This window comes from Shewanella sp. S1-58-MNA-CIBAN-0166, assembly GCF_040310085.1.
In the GTDB taxonomy this organism is placed as follows: domain Bacteria; phylum Pseudomonadota; class Gammaproteobacteria; order Enterobacterales; family Shewanellaceae; genus Shewanella.
In genome coordinates, this window is the sequence record NZ_JBEOPN010000002.1 from 18,655 (window position 1) to 39,589 (window position 20,935).

Below are 20,935 nucleotides of genomic sequence, written 5' to 3' on the forward strand. Positions count from 1 at the left end.
TCTTGTATACAACGACGGTAATCGTTTTAAAAAATAAGTTTGAAGGATAATCCAAACTCGAAGATTGAAATTGCTGTCGCAATATTCAATGGCTGGTTTCATTGTTACTGAACAAGTAACTAGCCTCCATCTTATGTAAATTTATTTTTACTGCAACCCCTTTAGTTAATTATTTTTCAAGGTTGAAATCATTTCATGTTTATGGGCTGTTTTTGGTTGTTGTGATGAGTTTGATGTTTAAGTGCTGCTATTTGCTCGGCGAAAGGGGATTGATAGTGTCTATCACCAATAATAAGGCAATAAAAAGACCACTAAAATAGTGGCCTCTGCATAATGTTATTTCAGAAATATTTTGCGTTATTCAGTTTTAGGTAAGGTACTTTGAAAAAACTGACATAATCCGACTAGCAATATTGCGCCAAGCATCAGCGCTGAAAAGGGCACGGCAGTACCATCATAAAAGTACGCCAACAGTGGCCCCGCTACTGCACCAAAACCAAATCTTAGCGTACCAATGACGGCAGTTGCGGTGCCGGTTTCTTGCTTGAACTTCATTAATACAATGGCGTCTGCATTGACCGACATTACCCCGAGCGAACCCATTAAAGGGATAAGCATTAACACGGTAAAATGATAACTTAAATCAAGTAAATTAACCGCTAGTAGGCCGGTTGCGGCAATGACGCCGAAGAATGTTGCTACGTGTAACATCCGTTTTGAGCCGAATCGGGTTACCACTCTAGAGTTAACAATATTGGCGAGCATCAAGGCTCCCACATTGGTGCTAAATAAAATCGCAAACAGCGATTTATCTAAATTAAACACTTCCATGTAAATAAATGGCGAAGCGGTTAAGTAACAAAAGAAAGCAAATGACGTTAATACACCGCTGGATAAATTCAGTTTGACGCCATTGCGAGCAAAGACTGTGTAGTAACCGCCTAAAAATGTCTTTTGACTGCGACTGCCAAGATCTTTATCGCTGGGCATTTTTAGTTTAAATAATACTAATACCAATAATGTGATGGCATAACAACTTTGGCTTAAAAAGATAAGATGCCAATCACCGAGCTCCATAATTAAACTGCCTAAAGTAGGGGCGAGCAATGGTGCTAACATCATGATAAGACTTACATAAGACATACCTTTGGCGGTGTTGTCGCCATAGATCTCTTTAATATAACCCGGTACCACAACCGTGGCAGCTGCGCCAATGAGAGCTTGTGCAAAACGCAATATTAAAAACTGTTCAATACTGGTACTAAGTGCAATTAACAAACTGATAATGGTGAAACCTAACAACCCAAAAATCACCAGTGGTCGACGACCAATTTTATCGGCAAGGGGGCCAAAAATCAGCATGCCTAAGGCATAACCTGCAAGATAAATACTGAGTGACTGTTGTACTGTGGTGATGTCGGTCTCAAAACCTAATGCCAGCATGGACATTGCCGGTAAGTACATGTCTATGGCTAAAGGCGTAATGGCGACAATAGCGGCAAGCATAGGGATTAGCATCGCTAAGTGGGGAATACCCGCAGAGACTGGAGACGAGTCGAATTTTGATGGCGATACCACGTGAACCTCATGTGCTTTAGGTGTTGCAGACGATGCTAATTTAATCAACGCTAGTTTACCACGATATTAGACATTTACTGCGGCTGATTTTGTAATGAATAATATGTACAGATTGTGCTTACATTTTCATTATATTGATTTTTATTGATGGCACATAAATGCAACATTATTGTCATTAAAGCTTCATTGTTTTTGATTAGATTATTCGCTTTAGATTACCAACCTCTATTCGGAACTTTAGTTTATGATGCGCTTTGTTCAAGGAAAAACGGCACTGTTAGTGTCTGCAATAATGACCGCCATGCTACTAACAGCGTGCGATGGCGATGACGGCCAAATGGGCTCAAAGGGTGATAGTGGCGTAGATGGAGCCAGTGGTAATAATGGTTTATCTGCTTTGGTTAGTGTAACCCCTCTTGCTGTAGGTCATGCTCAGTGCGCGTTTGGTGGTCAGCAAATTGACACTGGATTAGACACTAATAGTAACGGCGTATTAGAGATGAGTGAGGTTGATAGCAACCAAACTCAAACGATTTGTAATGTTACTCAAAATACTTTGGCAGTTGATTTAGTGGGGCGTTATCAGTCTGGTGTTTATGGCTTAAGTGCTGCAGAAATTGTCGATTATCATCCGTTGAGTCAGAGCGCATTTGTGGTGAATGCTCAAAGTGGCAAAGTAGATGTACTCGATTTATCGACATTAACTCAAACAGCCGTTCAAGATGAAGCAGGCTACAGTTTAAATAATATTGCCAAAAAGACCGAATTGAATATTAGCGTCGATACCGGGTTAACCTTACTGGGCGCCGTGAACAGTGTCAGTGTCTCGGGTAATTTGTTAGCGGCAGCCGTTGAGCGAGGCGATGCGTTAGGTAACGCTACTCAAGGTAATGGTATAGTGGCGTTCTATCGATTATCTGAAAGCGCATTACCCGTTTATTTGTCGTTTGTTGAGGTGGGTGCATTACCTGATAATGTCACTTTTAGCCCTGACGGTAGTGTGTTGTTAGTTGCCGGTGAAGGTGAGCCTAATAGCGCTTATGATGTTGACCCTGAAGGTTCTGTTGCGTTAATTGCCATTGAGGGTGGTGTGCCAGCAACCACGGCAACTGTCATTGATTTTAAAGATTTTAATATTGGTGGTACGCGTAATTCAGAGCTTAATCCATTGATTAAAATTAATGGTCCTGGCGCGAGTGTGGCGCAAGATTTAGAACCTGAGTACATTTCAGTGTCAGCTGACAGTCAATTTGCGTATGTCAGTTTACAAGAAAACAATGCTATTGCTGTGATTGATATAGCAACAGCAACGGTAAAGCGTATTATTGCATTAGGGCTTAAAGATTTTGGTTTAGACGCTAATAAAATTGATGCCAGTGACAAAGACGATGCCATAAATTTACAAGCTTACGAAGGTGTTTATGGTATGTATCAGCCTGATACTATTGCTAGTTATCGATGGAATAATACTGATTTTATCGTAACGGCCAACGAAGGTGATGCCCGCGACTATGACGGTTTTTCTGAAGAAGCTCGAGCTGAAGATTTGAATTTAGACCCTAACCATCCGCAGTTTGCTGCCGCACAAGATAAAACCCAACTTGGGCGCTTAAAAGTCACCACGAGTATGGGCGATGAGAATAATGATGGCTTAATGGATAAAATAGTCGCTTACGGTGGCCGTTCATTTTCGATTTGGACTGCAGAGGGGCAACAAGTTTTTGACAGTGGCAGTGATTTCGAGCGTATTACCGCGGCGTTATTAGCGATGAACTTCAATAACAACAACGATGAAAACAAAGGTGATAGCCGCAGCGACGACAAAGGCCCGGAGCCAGAGGCATTAGCTATTGGCCAAATAGGTTCACATACTTATGCCTTTATTGGTTTAGAACGCACCGGTGGTTTTATGATCTACGACATTACTAACCCTTTTGCCGTATCGTTTGTCGATTATGTTCGTAATCGTAATTTTGATGCCGACTTTGCCATTGATACCGACACCGGCGAAGTAGAAGGTGATGCCTCTTTAGCGGGTGATTTAGGTCCTGAGGGGATGAAGTTTATTGCTAGTCAATACAGCCCTACCGGATTGCCATTATTGTTAATTGGTAATGAAGTCAGCGGCACCACTGTGGTATATCAATTACGTTTACAGTAACGATATCGCTACTTCTGTATCATTATGGCTATTTTATATTAGCCACAAATTAGTAACTCAAAACGCCAAGTCTAACTCGCTTGGCGTTTTTTATTGGATGAAATTTTATTTATCGTTGGTGAATATGTCGTAATTAATTTGAAATAAAACTATGATAACAACCTGCTTTATTATTATTGAGGTTGTTGTGTTACTGAGTCGGTTATATGGATTTATGCCTGGTTTAGAAACCTTTTCTCGTTACGAGCGAAGCTGGCTTAAAGATGATGTTCGTGCTGGTTTATCTGTTGCTGCAGTCGCTTTACCCGTGGCAATTGCGTATGCGCAGTTAACGGGCGTGAATGCAGCTGTAGGTTTGTATTCATGCGTGTTGCCGATGCTCATCTACGCCTTATTTGGCACCTCAAGACAACTAATCGTTGGCCCTGATGCTGCAACATGTGCGGTAATTGCCGCCGTTGTGACCCCTCTAGCGGCCGGCGATAGCCTAAAACATTGGCAATTAGTGATGACCATGACCGTGATGACAGGGTTTTGGTGCTTGATTGCAAGTCGATTTAAATTAGGCGTGTTAGCCGATTTCTTATCCAAACCCATTCTGATGGGGCTGCTTAACGGTGTCGCTATTACCATTATTGTGGGGCAATTCTCAAAAATATTCGGTTTTACCTTTGATGAAAAATACTTGCTTGAACGCCTAGGCGGTGCGCCAAGTTATTTATCACAAACTCACATACCGACATTGATGATGGCCATTCTCACTGTGGTTGTTTATTTTGTGATGAAGCGGTTAAAACCGACATGGCCAGCATCAATGTTTGCAATTGCAGTCGGTGGTGCATTTGTGTGGGCTTTTCATTTAACCGATTATGATGTGGCGGTTATTGGTAGCGTGGCAGGTGGTTTGCCATCATTTCAAGCTCCTGTGTTTAACATAGGTATTGCGCGTGAATTAGTGATGCCGGCACTCAACTTAGCCATGGTCAGTTTTGTGAGTATGATGCTGACCGCACGCAGTTTTGCTGCTAAAAATGGTTACGACATTGATGCCGACAAAGAGTTTAAAGCCTTAGGCTTAGCCAATATTGCTTCTGCATTATCGCAAGGTTTTGCCGTGAGTGGTGCCGATTCTCGTACTGCGGTGAACGATGCTAACGGCGGTAAAACTCAGTTAGTATCGGTAATTGCTGCGGTGTTAATCGCCGTAGTGGCGGTGTTTTTAACCGCGCCGTTAGAGTTTATTCCCAGTGCAGCGCTCGGGGTAGTATTAGTGATAGCGTCTGTGCACCTTATCGACTTAAAAGCGATTTGGGGCTTACGTTTACGTGATCGCCAAGCCTTTTATTTAGCTTTAACCACTTTCCTCGCAGTACTTTTTATTGGCGTGATCCCTGGGATTACGCTGGCAGTGTTATTAGGATTGTTTCAGTTTCTTCGTACGGTTATGCGACCGACGGATCAAGTGTTGGGGCTGGATGCAAAAGGCATTATTCGCAGCTTAGATAGCAGCGACAAAGCCTCATCGGTACCTGGCGTGTTTATTTATCGGTTCAATTCTCCGCTAACCTATTTTAATGCCACCTACTTTAAACGCCGTTTACTGGAACGCTTTGCTCGGCAGAACCAACTTGAAACGGTCGAATGTGTGATTATAGATGCGGTACCTTGCTTTACTCATTTAGATCTAAGCGTAATGGCAATGCTGACCGACATCGATGTGTTATTAAGAAAGCGTGGTGTCAGTTTAGTGTTGGCAGGGCGTAAGCGGCAGTTAATTAGCTGGTTTGAACAAACAGATATGGTGTCGGGCGAAGAAGGTATTACTATTCGCTCAGATTTATATCTCGCTCTAAAAATGCAACAAAGCCATGTTGCAGCCTGTGAGGCACAAAAGCTTGATGATAGTCATAGCGATGATTCAACCGAGGCCGTATTAACACATAGTCAAATTTAACCATTAGGTTTAGCTGGTACTGTGTGTTAGCTTGGTTTAAGTTTATGAATTTTAATGATTTTAATAAATGTTGTTCATGGCGGTTTTATTCTATAAAATCGCCGAAAATAACCAAGGTATGGCAATCATACTTTGTAATGACGCCCCCTCGAAAATCAGGCCCTTAATTTCCTTTCTGTGCCCTTGAGTAAAGTAAAAAGCGTAGTCTTTCTGTTGGATGTGGCATATATGGTTTCGCAAGTAAGTGAAGCAATGCTGGATGTGATCGCAGATGCGTTAGTCGATAAAGGGTATATCCTTTTATCTGATATCATTCCTGATTATGTAAGTTTAGCCTTGCTTGAAAAAGTGCAAGCTCAGCAAGATATTGATTTTAAAAAAGCCGCCATTGGTCGAGGGATTGAACAACAAATCAATACTGAAATTCGCTCGGATAAAATTAGCTGGTTAGACAATCAAGATCATACCGACCGTGAATATTTATCGATTATGAGCCAATTGAAAGACGGGCTAAATCGTCGTTTGTTTATGGGGCTGTTTGACTTTGAAAGTCACTATGCTGTTTATGAGCCTGGTGCGTTTTATAAAAAACACCTTGATTCACTTCATGGCAGCCAAAATCGTATTTTATCGACAGTATTTTTCTTGAATCCAGATTGGCAAGACAGCGATGGTGGCGAATTGATCATTTATGATGAGTTTGATGCACCTTTAGAAGTCGTTAATCCTAAAATTGGTACCTTGGTATTGTTTTTAAGTGAACGCTTTCCGCATGAAGTCAGGCCGACCACAAAAACCCGTAATAGTATTGCCGGCTGGTTTAGGGTGAGTAACGCGAATCACGGTTTTTAATTCTACCGTTGGCAAGGGATCCATCTTTAGTGATTGGTTGTAGCAACAGCAAAACAATGTTTTTACGCTATAGATAAAAACATTGTAGTTGCTGGCTGTAAATCTATATGCAGTTAAGGTAATGTAACCTTTTACTATAAGGAGCGTTAATTTGAGCTGGATTAATAGACAAGATTGCTTAATGGGCGAACATGTTATCCTAGAGCCACTGTCTTTCGATCACGTTCCTGGATTAACTGTGGCTGCCAGTGATGGCGATTTGTGGACATTATGGTTTACGCAAATTCCTAATGCCGATGGTATGAAAGCGTATGTCGAGCACGCTTTAGCTTGTGAAAACAAAGGCGAAGCGGTCGCGTTTGCGGTGCGTGATAAAGTCTCTGGCAATATTATTGGTTGTACTCGAATTTGCCACTGGGACCAACCTAATCGTAGACTCGAAATAGGCTACACTTGGTACGCTAAATCTTATCAACGTAGTGCTATTAATACTGAGTCCAAGTTATTATTACTCCGCTATGCATTTAATACCTTAGATGCTATCGCGGTCGAATTCAGGACGCATTGGCATAATCATGCCTCTCGAAACGCTATCGCACGGTTGGGTGCTAAGCAAGATGGCATTATACGCAATCATAAAATTCAAGCTGACGGGACTATTCGTGACACTGTGGTGTTTTCGATTATTGAAACCGAATGGCCTCAAGTTGAACAATTTTTAACATCTCGCTTAGCGCATTATCAATCGTTAACTTTATCTCCAAATTTCTAAAAACGAAGGGAAACAACCATGAACAAATCTGCTATGTGGGTTTTTACTGTGTCGGCTATATGCATGAGTGTAACTGCACACGCAGAAGATGCTGCAGAAAAAGCATTCACTGATGAACTACTTGAATGTGCAGCGTATTATCAAATTAGCTCGGAAGCGATTGCTGCGATGAATGCCCCACAAATGAAAGCGGTGGGTGATCGTTTAAAAACCTCTGCAATTGATGCCGTGGCGATAGCGGGTAAGTACCGTGCCCCAGAGCAAGTTGAAAAAGATGTTGTTGCTGCTAAACAAAAGCAAATTGATAAATTAGCTGGGTCGAATAACTTAGGCGCATTGATGTCAAAATACAAAGACTCTTGCAAATCGATTGTCACAGACCCACAGAAGCGCTTAGATTATTGGGTTATGGCGACCATGTAATGGTTTGTTAGATATAGACATAGACATAACCACGTAGAGGCAACTCTCGTGGTTATTTTTTTAGCCATTGCCCTTGTGGCGTTTGGATCATATGCCCAGGTTCCGCTGCTTCAATCGCTTTTTGAGCAGCAAGAGTGGCAATTTTATCTAGGCTAATTTTATTTCTCTCAGCGATGAGTTGATAATAGTGTTTGCGTTTGGTATTAACCGTAAGTACTAGCTGTTGTGTTTCTTTTGATGGAATGACAACACCTAAATAACCGTTTGTTTGCTCACCTACTAGTCTGGCCGTTTTGGCTTGTTGCAATGTCATTGCCCAAGCAGTGGCACACCATAATAAACTGGTTAAGCATACGGCAGTGGCTAAAGCGAATCTAGATTTCATCTTGATAACCTCTGCTTAAAATAACTCGTCATTCTCAAGTAAATTATTGAGTTCTTTTTCCACTTTAATTCTAATTTCATGCTCAATTTTAACATTTAAGTTAATGACAATTGGCTTGTCAGGTGGCTCTATCTTTACGGTAGGCGTACAAGCTGATAACCATAACGATGCCATTATGGTGCTGATACTGACTAAATATGTCGATGAATATTTCACGTGGACGATCCTTTTATGCTGCTATTGGACTTTTGCTTCAATTTTGCTTTGTAGCTGATTACCGATCTGAGTACTTTTGTATAACTGAATTAAGTTTTCTTGGTGAGAGTAATTAAGGTGAACAGGGCGCTCAATGTCACGGCTGTTACCTTTTACTGCAATATTAATCTGTGCATCGCCGTTGGGTATCATGTCAAAGGAGCTCGACAATTCAGTATAGTTAAGATGCTCAAGTGCGGTAAAGACTAATCCAAGATAAGGCTGAGATAATTCTAGCTGATCCATTGCAGGATTTCCGGCAACTTCAATTAATCCTCCAGGTGCTCGCGCAGCCAGTTTGCCACCAGTAACAGTCACTTTGCCATCAACCAGTACCGCGGGTAATACGCCATCAAATAAGCCATTGGCTTTAACACCCACTTGCGGTTGCTCTTCTAAGAATTTTTCTAGGCTCAACCCTTGTAATAATAAGTATCCATAAGATTTATCATGCAGTTTTAGTACAAACTCAGGTAATAAAAAGCGTCCATCAAGCATGTCGCCGCTGGCGGTAAGGTTGATGTTGGTCTCGCTTAACCCTGTAACTTGCTGTAACCAATTGGTCGGCGTTTTATTGCCGTCTTTATTGAGTTCGATATCGGCATTCAAATTCAAGTTTGTTAGCGATAAACCAAGCTTAGCTTGCTGTAAACTGATTGCGGTTTGTGGGCAGACTAATTGACTGTGAGCAAAGTGTTTTTCAGCCGCAGGAGTATTAGGACCATCGTGATTTTGCTGCCAGTTAAATTGGCATTGGGCAAACACGTCACCGCCGTTAAAGGTTTTATCTTCCCATTGGCCTGACAAAGATGATAACTGTTGTTGAATTTTCATTTCAAACTGACTGGTGTTGCCTATTTCGCTTAATGCAAAACCTGCGATTAGTTTGCTGTGGCCTTGAATTGTAAAGTTATCTGGCAAGGGTTGGACTTTTTGTAATGTCTTGATTGCTGTTTCAATGTCGGTATCAAAAGTCCATTGGCCAGCTAATGATAATGGGCTTTTTTTATCAGCAAATTTAAGTAAGTGATAACTGCTTAAGTTAAGGGTATCGAGTTGCCATTGTTCGCTACCAACCAGTAATCCTTTGGACAAATTGAGCTGCTGAGTAACCGTAATCTTATCAAGCGCAAGTAGTGGCTGGCGGCGACTTTTGCCCAGTTGCTTGGTGATATCGAGTTTATTGATACGCCAAGCTATGTCGTTGGTTGCAGGGTTTTGTAACCAACGTTCTAGCGACTTGTCGATGGGCTCATCTTGATGTAACGCCAAGATTATACCTTGATTGATGGCAATATCGGCTTTGTTAACCGAGGCCAGTGTGGTTGATAGTTTACTGTTGTCCACTTGGGTTGCTTGCTGAACAATCAATTGACCAATTTGCAGTGTAAACGGAGATAGATTGAGTTGAGTATTATTTTGTTTGAATGACATGGTCGAGGTGTCGTTAAGCACAAGTCCGAATGACCCTAATAGTGCAGAAGATTTTTTGGTCTGCTTGGTATGTTGTTCATTCTCACTGGTAATACTGCGCAATATACTTGTGTTGTTGACGGCTACGCTGGAGCTTGGCAGCAATGACAGTTCGAGTTGATTTTGTTGCCACTGCGATATTTGACCGACTAGATTCACTTTCGCATTAGAAAGTGACAGCTGCTCTAACGGGATCTCAGGGAATAAGGCTTTTATATCAATTAGACTTGGAGCCATCGCGGTTACTGGTGCTGATGTTGGTTCGGATATATTTTCACTGACGGTTACGGTTGTGTTGGCTGTGGTGAGTGTGTTAACTGGCTGTTGTTGTGTCTTGGCTGTTGCTTCCGGGGTCGACAATGCCATACCCCAATCGAAATGACTGTTAAATTGTTGATGACTATTGAATGTGGTGTGCGCCAGTTTTAATTTGCTTTGGAGCAATAAACCTTCAATGCTGACGCTTAGGTCAGGAATTGACACCTGCAGAGGTAGAGCATCATTTTGCAGCGGGATAACGACTTCAACGGGATAGGCCATGCCTACATCGATACTGGCTAGCTGAGAAGGTGATTTAGGGGTTAACTGTTCAATGATATGAACTATTTGATTGGCGTGATCATCGGCTAACAATGCAATTAATTTATTTCTGTCGTCTTGTGAGGGCGACAGTTGGTAGTGTAGCGGGGCAATATCAAGTTTTAGCGCGAAGGCATCGATGGTTTTACTGTTGTCTAGTGAGGCCTGTAGCGGGTAATTGCCCAAATTAAGCATCGCCTTAATGGGTTGTTGCGGCGAAAAATAGACACTAGGCCAAAGTGGCGAGTGCAAAGATAATCCGTCTATCGATTGCTGACTGCTCATCTCGCCGCTGATTAAGTTAATTTTACTGTTGGCTGTCCATTGGCCTTCTATGGTGACTTGCTGTTGACGAATGGGTTGTAGAAGTTGTGATAGCTGCGTATGCAAACCATGAAGCATATTGTTGCTTTGCGCTTGTTGTGACTGTTGTTTATTGTTTAATAAGCTTAAATATTGTTCTAATGAATCAAGCCCTTGATAGCTTAACCCTAAATCAACAAGGGTGTTAAATTGCCAAGCACGTTTGTCTAAGCTGGCATCTAGGCTAAATAGCGGGAAGTCATTAAATCGCCACAAGGTATTTAGTTGACCTTTTTGTGTCAACGTAAGCTGGTCCATCTTTAAAGTGTGTTGCTGTGGGAGATCTTTATCCAGCACTGGTAGCTTAATGTTTATTTCACCTAGCTCAATAGTGGGTAATTTTGCGAGGTTGAGTTGCATTGCCGCTGGAGATTCTTCAGTTTGTTGTGATTGACGAATGAAAAAACTGTCGCCCAAATCAACATAAACACTCTGGGTTTTGATGCTAACGATATCGTCGGCGTTGATTTGTTGGTTTTTAAGAATTTGCAGGCTGTCACGCAGCTCAAGATTGAACTCTTGGATAGCGATATGACTGTCTTCAATTTTTAGGACTAACCTGGGGATCCGAATATGATTAAATGAGACATATTCGGCATCAAAATTAAGCACTTCTATGTGGTTGTCGGCTAATAAGTTGTTGAGTATTTTGACCGTAAGAGGTTTGGCATTTTCGATAATGGCCCATACTAAAGCGACTGTACAAAACAGCATAAAGAGTAAAACTTTGCTAAGGCTCGATATGCGCAATAGTGACTCGCTTTACATTTGTTTGTTCATAGATAACGATGTGCCCGTTAATAATGTTGCAGTTATTATCTGAATTTGGCTATAAGATTGATTAATATCGGCCATGGTAATAATCCTACTCATTATCTGCCATTAAAGGAGATAAATTATCTACAGACTGTTGTTGATTAAACGCTGCATTAGATGAAAATTATTAGCCAGTAAATAATTAAAATAGCAATAAACAGTTGTTTGTTTAACGATGTGTACACCGATAATTTAATGTTATCCATGCTAAATTAATATTATCCATGCTAAATTAATATTATCCATGCTAAAAATGTCAATTAGCTTAGCATGGTATCAGCAGTAGATTGTTAAAATATAATACATTATTAATCTAGGTTTAATGTAGTGTTAATCCAAATAAAAAAAGGCGCTTATTAGCGCCTTCCATCTATCTGAATATTTAACATAGTAAGTTTGCTGTTATTTATCCCAGCAATGGTTCTACAACCATATGTTGAAGCTCAATCGGTGCGATTGCATGCAGAGCATCCATAGCAGCGCCGACCAAGGTAATTTTGCCTACTGATGATTCGACTAATACCGCGCGCTTTATTTCGCTGTATTGACGGTTATGGCGGATTAAATTGGATAATGCCATTTGCATCGGTTGCATTGATGGATTAAATGCCGCACTTTCAGCATAACGACCACAGAAAGTGGCGCCGTCGTTAGTTTCTAATACAACAGCGGCATTGCTATTAGTATATGGCGCGTAACTGAGGCCCATTTGATCAATGGCTTCGATGATCATTGGGTCATCTGAATCACAATTAAATTCTTGCTCGCGCTTACATAATAGTGGCACGGTTATATCTAAGTCTGCCGGCCCAAACGCATAAGGTAAATAATGCGCTAATGTTTGGGTTGGTTGATTAGGCAGGTGAATATTTATCTTACTGCCATTGACTAGTTCGTTCATAAATTGGCGACAATGACCACAAGGACTGAAGTTTACAATGATATCAACAATTTCTGTTTCACCACTTAACCATGCATGACTGATGGCACTTTGTTCAGCATGAACACTGTGAAATAACGCTTCTCCGGGTAATTCTAAATTAGCACCCATGTACAAGTCGCCACTGCCACCTTTTGCAATAGCACCGACATAAAATTCGCTTATCGGTGGGTTAGCGAGTGCTGCGGCAATAGGTAATAAATCCATGAGCACTTGTTGCTCTGTTTTACCGCTTGCGTTAACTAGGCCTGCAAATTGACTTGCATCAATATGACCGCAAAATTGCTCGTGTAATAATGGCACAAGCGCATTGGCCAAAGGTTTGTCTAGTTGAGTAATGCTTTCTAAAAAACGATTTTGCATTCCCTTAATCCTTAGATGAAATAAATTGGGTAAAAATAAAATTTACTATAGTGACTGTAAATATTGATATAGGGCTTTTAATAGCTTTTGTTTGTGTTCATTCTCGCTGGTTTCTTCGACCAGGTTCTCGAGTTTAATCACATAATCGGCATCCGATAAGCGTTGTTGACAGAAATCACGCCATTTACGGACTTCACTGTCGCTTAATGTTTCTGGATAATTACGTGCCCGAAAACGAAACAACATTTCATTGATCCGCGGATCATCAAATTGCAATGCCAAAGCTGCTAAATTATGTGGTGCAGTATGGCAAATAATGTCCATTTTTGTTTTATCAGCATGGCTGAAAAATCCACCGCTATATAGCATTAAATCAGGATCGGTGATCGGTTTACGATCTGATTCAAGTTCAAATACTTGGTTAAGCTTTTCGCGCAATTCTGGGTGGTTTTTTAAGCGTTTATATTGCTCACGTGCAAATGCTTTATCGAACTGTAATTTTTCAGCTACCTCGTCGTCAAGTAATTTTGGCGATCCGATAAAGGGACACTTGTTAAGGTGGATTTGTTTGAGTGGTATAGCGAGCTCATTTTCAGCTAAGTTTTGACGAGACGTATACATACGGTCGTTTATTTCTTGAGCAGATAATTCTAATAATGGCGAGATATCCATGGCCAAATTAACGCATATCACCGCATTTTTATTAGTTGGGTGATATGCCACTGGCGCGATTAACGTAGTACAGCCTTGCAGCGCACTAATTTTTGAACTGACATGAACCAAAGGCTGCATTTTAAGGACATCAATATGATCCGCAACCGCTTGTTTACGCCTTAAATTAAAATAATATTCGTACAGCTTGGGTTGTGTCTGCTTTATCAGTTTAGCCATAGCAATCGTGGCATAAACGTCTGACATAGCATCATGGGCTTTTTCATGACTTAAACCATTCGCTTGGGTGAGTAACTCTAGCTTGAAACTCGGTGAGCCATCTTCTTTCTTCGGCCAATTTATTCCGTCTGGACGAAATGCATAGCAAGCTCGAACTAAATCAATGATATCCCAACGAGAATTACCGTTTTGCCATTCTCGCGCGTAAGGGTCTATAAAATTACGATAGAAACCATAGCGACTGACCTCATCATCAAAACGTAATGAGTTATAGCCCACAACACAGGTGCTGGGTTGGCTAAACAGCGTATTAATACGTTTCATAAACTCAGCTTCTGGTACGCCCTTAAGGTTGGCCAGTTGTGGGGTTATCCCCGTAATTAATATGGCTTCGGGAGACGGTAAATAGTCAGGCGCGAGTTTGCAATAAAATGTTTCAGGTTCGCCGATAATGTTGAGTTCTAGATCGGTTCGAATTCCCGCAAACTGAGACGGACGATCTTTGCTTGGGTTTGCCCCGAATGTTTCATAATCGTGCCAGTAAAGTGATGGGGTTTCTTCATGATTTATTTTCATTTTATTCTGCTCATTTTTGCATTTAACTTTATGTAAATCATGGTTAAATCCGCTTTAAACCTTTCATTCTAATTTAGTTGGTTTTCTTGTGCTGCTTTAGCTTCCGCGTACACCTGTGTGTACATATTTGGTTTTGTGTCATAAACTCGTTATATCGAGTAATAAATCTGTACACGGATTTTTTAAATGTCTTTATCTGACACGCAGTTACGTTCTATAAACGGAAAACCATATACTGGTAAGCCTGAGATTGCTGACCGTGACGGTTTAAGTGTCCGCATTAGTAATGCCGGCACTATAACTTGGCAGTACCGCTTCCGTTTTCGTTCTTCTGTTGGACGTTTAACTTTAGGTCGCTATCCTGATGTTAAATTATCTGAAGCTCGAAAATTCGTACCTGAACTGAGAAACGCATTAGCGAATGATACAGATCCAAGAGTGTATTGGAAACAACGCAATACAAGAAGAGGCAAAGTGAATGTCAGATATTGCTGCGAACAGTTTTTACTTAAACAAGGTAGTTCGTTAAAGCCTGGAACGATTGCTACCTATCAATCATGTTTTCGTGTGCATTTGTTTGATGCTTTTGATGATAGGTTAGTTGATGATATTACACTTGGAGAATGGATTGACTTCTTTGATGAGAAATCAAAAGTGAGTCGAGTAACCTCTGGTGCCATACTAAAACAGTTAAAGACAATACTAAATTGGTCAGTAAGAAGACAATTAATCAAATCGGTTGATGTGTTACAGCTTAGAGTATCAGACATTGGCTCAGCCTCCACAGTGGGTTCACGAGTGTTAACCGTACTCGAATGCGGGAGAATTTGGCGTGAGCTAGATAAAACAAGAGCAACAAGAACCATCACTAATGCTATAAAGGCTTGCATGATGACAGGGGCGAGGGTGTCTGAGCTACTTAAATCAAGTCGTGCTGATTTTGATTTAGACAGTATGGTGTGGACTGTTCCGGTTATTAACAGTAAAACTAACCAACCTATCAGGCGGCCAATAAGCCCAGCTTTACTCGAGCTGCTTCAGGAGCAATGGTCTTTACATCGCTCTCAATGGACTTTTCCTGCACCAAATGACTTTAAAAGACCTGTTGGTATAGCGTCGGTTAATAAATTAGTCAGAGAAATCAGACCAAGAGTAGATATTCCAGACTGGAGACTGCATGATTTCAGAAGAACTATTTCAACGAGACTTTCTGAGCTTGGTGTTTTGCCGCATGTAACAGAAAAAATGCTAGGTCATGTCCTTGGTGGTGTGATGGCTGTTTATAACAAGCATGATTGGCTAGATGAGCAAGCAGCAGCATACCAAATGTGGACGGAAAAACTGCTGCTGTCTGCTAAAGGGGATAGAAATGCAATGTTGTTGGATACCTTGCCTTAAGATGCCAATTGCTCTTCATCCCACTTTTTAAGTGCTTGTATGTTGTAAAATCGCCCATTATGGATTGGGTTTGGGAAACCAAGAGTTTTGCGCCACTTCCATAATGTAGCAGTAGAGCCGATCCGATAACGCACCATGACTTCTTTGGTGTTGAGGAACAATGGTTCTTGTTGTATTCCTGTATTGGCGTGACTATCTTGTTGATTTAAATTACTCATTATTGACCTTCCTTTTTAAGCTTTTCTGCTAGTGTTTTCATGTAATGCTGGCATGAGCCGACCTGATCCCGGGGAAGGGCATACCATTGTTTTAATGCTTCTTTGATAACGTCTGACTTTTTCATGTAAACCCCTTATGCTGCTTTTGCAATTTGTGTGCATTGTTCTGGTAGGTTCGCCCTTACTAGTGCCTCTGATAGTTGCGGAGGAACACTATTGCCTACTCGTGCGACTTGTTGTTTCTTGGTGCTTTTACCGTTGTAGTTGCTGATCACGTAATCTGTGGTAAAGCCTTGGCATGCAAATAGCTCATGTGGTTCAAGCATACGCAGGCCAATATCGACTATTTGATACTGTTCACCTTTAATGGTGACTAATCCAAAACGGTCATTGGTGGTGATGGTGTGTAGCGGTTCGTCACATGCAACCCCATCTTGTTCATTACCGTAGTATTTGATGAAGAACGCTCGCACTTCGCCAAGGTGTAAACCGCCAGCCGTGATGGTGTGCGCGGGCTCGGTCATTTCAAAACCGATGTTTGTGCCGCGCATTTTGACCATATGACTGGTGACTAATGCAAAGTGGCCCCCTTTAACTTCTGCGCAAATAGTGCGTAACGGTTCATTTGCAGGCATGTTGCGTTGGGCGCTAGCATTTGCGCATTCCGTTACGAATGGAGTGATCATTGCTTGTGCCGGTGCAATAAATGGGTTGGCATTATCGATAACAAACTTTTGAATACCTTTGGCAATTCGCTTCATTGTGTTTTCAGCTAAAGGGCGTTTGCGGCCAAATATTGATTTACAGGGTATTGACCAATCAATGCATTCTGCAGCCGTTCGCCAAGGTTTTAATGTACCTAGTTTTACACCTTCACTATTTGGTGCGCCGTGTGTTGGTTGTGGCCATACGATTGGTTGATTATCGCAACGTGCAATCATAAAGAAGCGTTTGCGAATGGTTGGCGAACCAAAATCACATGCACGCATTTCACGCCATTCAACTTTATAGCCAAGGCCTTTAATTAGTTTGGCGGTATTAACAAGCCCAAGGGTGTCAACGCATTCGGTGAGTCCAGGGTGGTCTGCATCTATTCCATTGCTAAGCATCTTCACAAAAGCATCAAATGTTTCACCTTTACGGTCTGGGCAAGGTCGCATTGACTCGGTTACCAGGCACTCAATTACTGGCCCCCACGTTTTAAATTCTTCGACGTTTTCTAGCATGATGACTTTTGGGCGTACTTTCATTGCCCAGCGAATGGTTACCCATGCAAGACCGCGAATTTCTTTGTTAACAGGTTTACTGCCTTTGGCTTTTGAAAAATGCTTACAGTCTGGGCTAAACCACGCTAAATCAACTGGCTTACCTGCAGTCGCTTGCACTGGGTCAATATCAAATACTGACTCGCAATAGTGCAGGGTGTCTGGATGATTAGCTTTATGCATCGCAATGGCATCAGGATCATGATTTATTGCAATGTCAACGCTGCGCCCAATTGCCCATGCAATACCGGTACTTGCTCCACCACCGCCAGCGAAGTTATCAACAATTAATCCATTCATGCTGCATACCCCTGTAGTCGTAGTTTTGAATCGGCGGTTGTCGCAAATAACTCTGCATCTGCTTGGGTAAAGTTACTGACTTCAATAGCGTTAAACGTTTTGCACATACCCCAGCCGTTGTAGTTGTTGGGTTTATAAGTTGCTTCAACTTGCTGCTGTTCGTGCATTAGCGTGAAGAACGGGGTTGATAACGTGACCACACCTTGTTTGGTGCTGAACGTTTTGGTTACCTTATTCATGCTGCACCGCCTAATACCGCTTTTAAGTCTATTTTTGGGTAACCGTTAACTTGGTAACCCGCTACAGGGTGACCAGGTAATCGAATTTGGTGGTACTTGTAAGAATGAATAATCGTTCTACCAATCCCTTTTGCGAGATTAGTTAGGCCATTGCCCAATGCTTGCCAGTAAAGACAATCAAGTGCACCAAGTATCATGGCCACTTTGATTCGGTCGCCACTATGGATATTAAATGGCAACCCCACTTTTTGGGCGCGATAGTGGCCTAAGATATGGTTAAACGCTGCTTTAGATTTCATTTACGCCACCTTGCTTGGTTTAAGTTTTTGCCAATCCAGTTCTTTGATTTGTTCGACCGTGAATGTCACTTGCTCTAATCGTGCTATTGCCCGTGATAAATTGCTTTTTTTAACGTTGTTTCGAACAGCTGCCACCGTGTCTTGGTGGCCTGTGACGAAGTGGTCTTGTAATGCGGCCACTATGTCGGGCGATTCAATGTTGGTTAGTTTCAATAGCAGCTGCAGGCGTTCAGCGCTTTCACTGCCTTGGATCAGGTATTTCATGCATCAGTGTCCTTATCCTTAGGCGCGAAGAACAGTGCGACTGGGCCATCTTCTGTATCGTGAATGCTCAGTAAGAATGAACAAGCTTTTTTGCAAACAGGGAGCCAATCACTGATATCAGTCTCACCTTGTTCAAAGTAACTATCGATAAGCTTTTCAGGTGCATCATATTCAAACCGAATAACCACAAACTCACCGCCATTATCTGCCGCCCACGACTCGCATTCCGCTCGTGTAGTACCTTCATCCCATTCAGGTAAGTCTGGATGCGTCCAATAACCTTCATCACGTTTAATCGTTGCTGCTTGTATTTGACTCATACTAAATCCTCTCAACTTATGTAAGTGGCCCATTCCAAAACTTCTTTTTTGGTTTTAGGGTTGATACTTCCTGTTGGTTTTCGGTATCGAATTTCTATATCTCGACACTTTTCTTGTGCTTTTGTTAACTCTGAATACTGCTTAGCTAAGCTTGGGGTCGATAAACTGTGACTTAGCTTTTGTGCTTTCATTTTGGCAAACAGTTCATCACGGGTTTTAGCTAGCTTTTGTTGGTATTCATCAATAGTTAGTTCTCGTCTATTTGGATAAGTACCAGTGAACCTGCTGCACTTTTTATCAGCTGCTTTCTTAACTAATGTTTCACTTACTCCGAATACAAAAAACATAGAACCCCCTACAAAACTTCTTTGACCGTTGAACTTTGTTGTAACTGCTGCTTAGTGCGTTTCCAGCCTTTAATTAAGCGCTTAAGGCATGGTGCTTCGTGGGGCCAAGTGCGGATCATGTCTTTGCACTTGGCTATTTCACGGTCGCAGTATTCGTTTGCGGCACTCATACATTCGCTCTCAGTTGGAACACTTTGCCGCTTTGATGTAATGGGGTATTGCGCCAGATGGTAATGCGGCCAGTGCGGTGGTTGAAACGCATGGCGAGGTTGTCACCGAGTTCACCGGCTTGGTTTTCAAATTGGCTACTGAACAGTTGGCTTGGGTTGCTGTGCATTAATTGACGTTCAAGTTTTGCTACACGCGATGCAACACGTTCACAGTCCATTGGGTCTTGTTTGGTGGTGAGCAGGCAGGCAAAACGGATACTGACCAGATGGAAATGTTCAGCACGTTGTTTGTCTGTGGTAGGGGTATTTGTCAGTATCATTTTGCCGTCCTCAGTTATTGGGTACGACATGAATATAACCAAGGTTAATTAATTGGTCAATAACTTTGGTTAACTATTTTTCTTTAATTGATTTTTTAATAACCTGTATTGAGGTTGGTGTTATAAATAAACTATTGAACTAAGGGGGAGGATGAGTGTGATTGAAACGTTAAGATCTTCAATTAGAGCTGGTGAGATAGTGACTATTGTTTACCATGGTGGCAATGTAGTGGCCAATAAAAACTGGCCGCTACATTAGGGCCTTTCAAACTCGTTTGTGGACATTTCCGAGTTAGAACATTAATTCTAATTCGTGAGTTTCAGGTTAAAATTTCTATGTGTAACGCTATTTTATACACCGCTTTCACAATGCTTTGCAATGAAAGCCTCAATCATTGCATCAAATGACTTAAATGCTGGGTTGTGCGGGTGAATACGCCCCTTAAACACATTTTTATCGCTGTTGTATACAGACAAAGACTCTTGGTACTTTATGCAACCATTAACATAGTCATTATCTGTACCGTATGCATTACCCATAGAAAACAAAGCCTTTGATACACCCCAGTAATCTCCGTCTTCTTCAAATGCTTTAGCAGCTAACTCAAAATGTTTAATGGATTTTGACGCAGTTGGATCGTATTCATTGTGTTTTATGTAAAAGTCTTTGTGTTCGCGGTAACTTCTATTTTTATAAAACAAACCGAGAAAGGTATGAGCCTCAGCAACACCATAAATATTTTTTGATTTTTCAAGATCAACAAGTGCCTCTAATCCAAGTTTTTCAGCCGCTAATCCTCGCCCCTGAGTTCCCATTAGTTGATATGCGTAATTTAGCTTCGTCATAGGGTCACTTGTATATGGAACTCCTGCCGCAGCGCAGCCGAGTAAAAATAGAGTGATTAGTGAAATAATGGTTAGCTTCATGCCAAACTTTCCTTAGGTGTATAACGCCTCTCTAATAAGTGAACCATGTGCTGGCGGGCGATTTGCTCAGCAAATGGTAGACAGCCTTGGCGAATCTTAATTCAGAGGCTTGTTAGGTGTCTGGGTAGACTTTGAAAATGTTCTGGCACCCCATATGCTTGCCAACTGAAAAATAAAAATACCAACCGCTACTTTATATAGCGACAAATCTACAACTAGCACTAGAACCCAAAAAGGGGTACACAGATACGAATTTCCTAGCATAAACGCACACAATGTACTTCTTAGTGCTTCAAACACCCCACCATTAACACAGAATAGCCATACACTGGCAGCTACCATAGCAAAAAAGGTTGCAGTGAAGATTACAAGCCAAGCTAATGGGCTATCACTAACTATCAATGCAAGTAGTACTAGTAACACTAAAGGTGAAAGAAGGGAAAGGCTTCCTGCATAGGTTCGACGTTTATCATCATCCATGTTGAAC

General features: G+C 41.6%; 24 protein-coding genes. 6 read left to right on the top strand and 18 right to left on the bottom strand.

Annotation, left to right across the window (positions count from 1 at the left end):
- Positions 1-357: 357 nt before the first annotated feature.
- Complete coding sequence (locus tag AAEY99_RS01565) at positions 358-1,518, bottom strand: multidrug effflux MFS transporter (RefSeq protein WP_182744867.1); 1,161 nt, start codon at positions 1,516-1,518, stop codon at positions 358-360.
- Between the two features lie 304 nt (positions 1,519-1,822).
- Here AAEY99_RS01565 and AAEY99_RS01570 point away from each other — a divergent pair, with 304 nt between their 5' ends.
- The 5 genes from AAEY99_RS01570 to AAEY99_RS01590 all read left to right on the top strand — a co-directional run bounded on the left by AAEY99_RS01570 (position 1,823) and on the right by AAEY99_RS01590 (position 7,740).
- A complete protein-coding gene (locus AAEY99_RS01570; protein ID WP_351008739.1) occupies positions 1,823-3,739 on the top strand; it encodes a choice-of-anchor I family protein in 1,917 nt (638 codons plus the stop codon).
- Between the two features lie 151 nt (positions 3,740-3,890).
- The gene (locus AAEY99_RS01575) at positions 3,891-5,693 is read left to right on the top strand and encodes a SulP family inorganic anion transporter (RefSeq protein WP_502959485.1); all 1,803 of its coding nucleotides are present in this window, start codon (positions 3,891-3,893) and stop codon (positions 5,691-5,693) included.
- 228 nt (positions 5,694-5,921) lie between these two features.
- Entirely contained in the window at positions 5,922-6,545 is a 624-nt protein-coding gene (locus tag AAEY99_RS01580) for a 2OG-Fe(II) oxygenase (protein WP_351008741.1), read from the top strand.
- Between the two features lie 181 nt (positions 6,546-6,726).
- A complete protein-coding gene (locus tag AAEY99_RS01585) occupies positions 6,727-7,317 on the top strand; it encodes a GNAT family N-acetyltransferase (protein WP_335692576.1) in 591 nt (196 codons plus the stop codon).
- A gap of 18 nt (positions 7,318-7,335) precedes the next feature.
- Positions 7,336-7,740, top strand: a complete 405-nt coding sequence (locus AAEY99_RS01590) for a hypothetical protein (protein WP_101087535.1) — start codon at positions 7,336-7,338, stop codon at positions 7,738-7,740.
- A 52-nt stretch (positions 7,741-7,792) separates the two neighbouring features.
- Here AAEY99_RS01590 and AAEY99_RS01595 read toward each other — a convergent pair whose 3' ends face one another.
- The 5 genes from AAEY99_RS01595 to sbcB form a co-directional block, all read right to left on the bottom strand.
- Positions 7,793-8,125 (bottom strand): YdbL family probable chaperone protein, encoded by a 333-nt coding sequence (locus AAEY99_RS01595; RefSeq protein ID WP_182744849.1) that lies wholly within the window; start codon positions 8,123-8,125, stop codon positions 7,793-7,795.
- A 15-nt stretch (positions 8,126-8,140) separates the two neighbouring features.
- Positions 8,141-8,299, bottom strand: a complete 159-nt coding sequence (locus tag AAEY99_RS01600) for a YnbE family lipoprotein (RefSeq protein ID WP_081430160.1) — start codon at positions 8,297-8,299, stop codon at positions 8,141-8,143.
- 63 nt (positions 8,300-8,362) lie between these two features.
- Positions 8,363-11,509: an intermembrane phospholipid transport YdbH family protein gene (locus AAEY99_RS01605; protein ID WP_351008743.1), complete on the bottom strand. Its 3,147-nt coding sequence runs from the start codon at positions 11,507-11,509 to the stop codon at positions 8,363-8,365.
- A gap of 508 nt (positions 11,510-12,017) precedes the next feature.
- Positions 12,018-12,914: a cytidine deaminase gene (gene cdd, locus AAEY99_RS01610; RefSeq protein ID WP_101087538.1), complete on the bottom strand. Its 897-nt coding sequence runs from the start codon at positions 12,912-12,914 to the stop codon at positions 12,018-12,020.
- A gap of 45 nt (positions 12,915-12,959) precedes the next feature.
- Entirely contained in the window at positions 12,960-14,381 is a 1,422-nt protein-coding gene (gene sbcB, locus AAEY99_RS01615) for an exodeoxyribonuclease I (protein WP_162022861.1), read from the bottom strand.
- Between the two features lie 186 nt (positions 14,382-14,567).
- Between sbcB and AAEY99_RS01620 the strand changes: the two genes are divergently transcribed.
- On the top strand, positions 14,568-15,779 hold the full coding sequence (locus AAEY99_RS01620; protein WP_351008746.1) for a tyrosine-type recombinase/integrase: 1,212 nt from the start codon (positions 14,568-14,570) through the stop codon (positions 15,777-15,779).
- Here the strand turns inward: AAEY99_RS01620 and AAEY99_RS01625 are convergent.
- From AAEY99_RS01625 to AAEY99_RS01680, 12 genes are all read right to left on the bottom strand, one after another.
- A complete protein-coding gene (locus tag AAEY99_RS01625) occupies positions 15,776-15,997 on the bottom strand; it encodes a hypothetical protein (RefSeq protein ID WP_351008749.1) in 222 nt (73 codons plus the stop codon). The genes AAEY99_RS01620 and AAEY99_RS01625 overlap by 4 nt on opposite strands.
- Positions 15,997-16,122 carry a hypothetical protein gene (locus tag AAEY99_RS01630; RefSeq protein ID WP_259395480.1) on the bottom strand — a complete coding sequence of 42 codons (126 nt, stop codon included), beginning with the start codon at positions 16,120-16,122 and terminating at the stop codon, positions 15,997-15,999. The genes AAEY99_RS01625 and AAEY99_RS01630 overlap by 1 nt, the downstream gene beginning before the upstream one ends.
- 9 nt (positions 16,123-16,131) lie before the next feature.
- Positions 16,132-17,562: a DNA cytosine methyltransferase gene (locus AAEY99_RS01635; RefSeq protein WP_351008751.1), complete on the bottom strand. Its 1,431-nt coding sequence runs from the start codon at positions 17,560-17,562 to the stop codon at positions 16,132-16,134.
- Positions 17,559-17,801, bottom strand: coding sequence for a hypothetical protein (locus tag AAEY99_RS01640; RefSeq protein ID WP_351008754.1), 243 nt, complete (start codon positions 17,799-17,801; stop codon positions 17,559-17,561). Before AAEY99_RS01640 ends, AAEY99_RS01635 begins: the two co-directional genes overlap by 4 nt.
- Positions 17,798-18,100, bottom strand: coding sequence for a hypothetical protein (locus tag AAEY99_RS01645; protein WP_162022864.1), 303 nt, complete (start codon positions 18,098-18,100; stop codon positions 17,798-17,800). The genes AAEY99_RS01640 and AAEY99_RS01645 overlap by 4 nt, the downstream gene beginning before the upstream one ends.
- Positions 18,101-18,364: a PapB/FocB family fimbrial expression transcriptional regulator gene (locus tag AAEY99_RS01650; protein ID WP_351008756.1), complete on the bottom strand. Its 264-nt coding sequence runs from the start codon at positions 18,362-18,364 to the stop codon at positions 18,101-18,103.
- On the bottom strand, positions 18,361-18,684 hold the full coding sequence (locus tag AAEY99_RS01655) for a hypothetical protein (protein WP_351008759.1): 324 nt from the start codon (positions 18,682-18,684) through the stop codon (positions 18,361-18,363). The genes AAEY99_RS01650 and AAEY99_RS01655 overlap by 4 nt, the downstream gene beginning before the upstream one ends.
- An 11-nt stretch (positions 18,685-18,695) precedes the next feature.
- Positions 18,696-19,031: a hypothetical protein gene (locus AAEY99_RS01660; protein WP_351008761.1), complete on the bottom strand. Its 336-nt coding sequence runs from the start codon at positions 19,029-19,031 to the stop codon at positions 18,696-18,698.
- Between the two features lie 8 nt (positions 19,032-19,039).
- On the bottom strand, positions 19,040-19,201 hold the full coding sequence (locus AAEY99_RS01665) for a hypothetical protein (protein ID WP_351008764.1): 162 nt from the start codon (positions 19,199-19,201) through the stop codon (positions 19,040-19,042).
- Positions 19,198-19,521, bottom strand: coding sequence for a hypothetical protein (locus AAEY99_RS01670; RefSeq protein WP_351008766.1), 324 nt, complete (start codon positions 19,519-19,521; stop codon positions 19,198-19,200). Before AAEY99_RS01670 ends, AAEY99_RS01665 begins: the two co-directional genes overlap by 4 nt.
- 351 nt (positions 19,522-19,872) lie before the next feature.
- A complete protein-coding gene (locus AAEY99_RS01675) occupies positions 19,873-20,448 on the bottom strand; it encodes a hypothetical protein (protein ID WP_351008768.1) in 576 nt (191 codons plus the stop codon).
- A gap of 96 nt (positions 20,449-20,544) precedes the next feature.
- Positions 20,545-20,928, bottom strand: a complete 384-nt coding sequence (locus AAEY99_RS01680; protein WP_351008770.1) for a hypothetical protein — start codon at positions 20,926-20,928, stop codon at positions 20,545-20,547.
- Between the last annotated feature and the right edge of the window lie 7 nt (positions 20,929-20,935).

Coding starts and splice junctions, on each gene's coding strand:
- AAEY99_RS01580 (WP_351008741.1), top strand. CDS start 5,922: ATGGTTTCGCAAGTAAGTGAAGCAATGCTGGATGTGATCGCAGATGCG.
- AAEY99_RS01565 (WP_182744867.1), bottom strand. CDS start 1,518: ATGCTAATCCCTATGCTTGCCGCTATTGTCGCCATTACGCCTTTAGCC.
- AAEY99_RS01640 (WP_351008754.1), bottom strand. CDS start 17,801: ATGAATAAGGTAACCAAAACGTTCAGCACCAAACAAGGTGTGGTCACG.
- AAEY99_RS01650 (WP_351008756.1), bottom strand. CDS start 18,364: ATGAAATACCTGATCCAAGGCAGTGAAAGCGCTGAACGCCTGCAGCTG.
- AAEY99_RS01660 (WP_351008761.1), bottom strand. CDS start 19,031: ATGTTTTTTGTATTCGGAGTAAGTGAAACATTAGTTAAGAAAGCAGCT.
- AAEY99_RS01675 (WP_351008768.1), bottom strand. CDS start 20,448: ATGAAGCTAACCATTATTTCACTAATCACTCTATTTTTACTCGGCTGC.
- AAEY99_RS01595 (WP_182744849.1), bottom strand. CDS start 8,125: ATGAAATCTAGATTCGCTTTAGCCACTGCCGTATGCTTAACCAGTTTA.
- AAEY99_RS01670 (WP_351008766.1), bottom strand. CDS start 19,521: ATGATACTGACAAATACCCCTACCACAGACAAACAACGTGCTGAACAT.
- cdd (WP_101087538.1), bottom strand. CDS start 12,914: ATGCAAAATCGTTTTTTAGAAAGCATTACTCAACTAGACAAACCTTTG.
- AAEY99_RS01590 (WP_101087535.1), top strand. CDS start 7,336: ATGAACAAATCTGCTATGTGGGTTTTTACTGTGTCGGCTATATGCATG.
- AAEY99_RS01630 (WP_259395480.1), bottom strand. CDS start 16,122: ATGAAAAAGTCAGACGTTATCAAAGAAGCATTAAAACAATGGTATGCC.
- AAEY99_RS01620 (WP_351008746.1), top strand. CDS start 14,568: ATGTCTTTATCTGACACGCAGTTACGTTCTATAAACGGAAAACCATAT.
- sbcB (WP_162022861.1), bottom strand. CDS start 14,381: ATGAAAATAAATCATGAAGAAACCCCATCACTTTACTGGCACGATTAT.
- AAEY99_RS01570 (WP_351008739.1), top strand. CDS start 1,823: ATGATGCGCTTTGTTCAAGGAAAAACGGCACTGTTAGTGTCTGCAATA.
- AAEY99_RS01625 (WP_351008749.1), bottom strand. CDS start 15,997: ATGAGTAATTTAAATCAACAAGATAGTCACGCCAATACAGGAATACAA.
- AAEY99_RS01605 (WP_351008743.1), bottom strand. CDS start 11,509: ATGCTGTTTTGTACAGTCGCTTTAGTATGGGCCATTATCGAAAATGCC.
- AAEY99_RS01645 (WP_162022864.1), bottom strand. CDS start 18,100: ATGAAATCTAAAGCAGCGTTTAACCATATCTTAGGCCACTATCGCGCC.
- AAEY99_RS01575 (WP_502959485.1), top strand. CDS start 3,891: ATGATAACAACCTGCTTTATTATTATTGAGGTTGTTGTGTTACTGAGT.
- AAEY99_RS01635 (WP_351008751.1), bottom strand. CDS start 17,562: ATGAATGGATTAATTGTTGATAACTTCGCTGGCGGTGGTGGAGCAAGT.
- AAEY99_RS01585 (WP_335692576.1), top strand. CDS start 6,727: ATGGGCGAACATGTTATCCTAGAGCCACTGTCTTTCGATCACGTTCCT.
- AAEY99_RS01680 (WP_351008770.1), bottom strand. CDS start 20,928: ATGGATGATGATAAACGTCGAACCTATGCAGGAAGCCTTTCCCTTCTT.
- AAEY99_RS01655 (WP_351008759.1), bottom strand. CDS start 18,684: ATGAGTCAAATACAAGCAGCAACGATTAAACGTGATGAAGGTTATTGG.
- AAEY99_RS01600 (WP_081430160.1), bottom strand. CDS start 8,299: ATGGCATCGTTATGGTTATCAGCTTGTACGCCTACCGTAAAGATAGAG.
- AAEY99_RS01665 (WP_351008764.1), bottom strand. CDS start 19,201: ATGAGTGCCGCAAACGAATACTGCGACCGTGAAATAGCCAAGTGCAAA.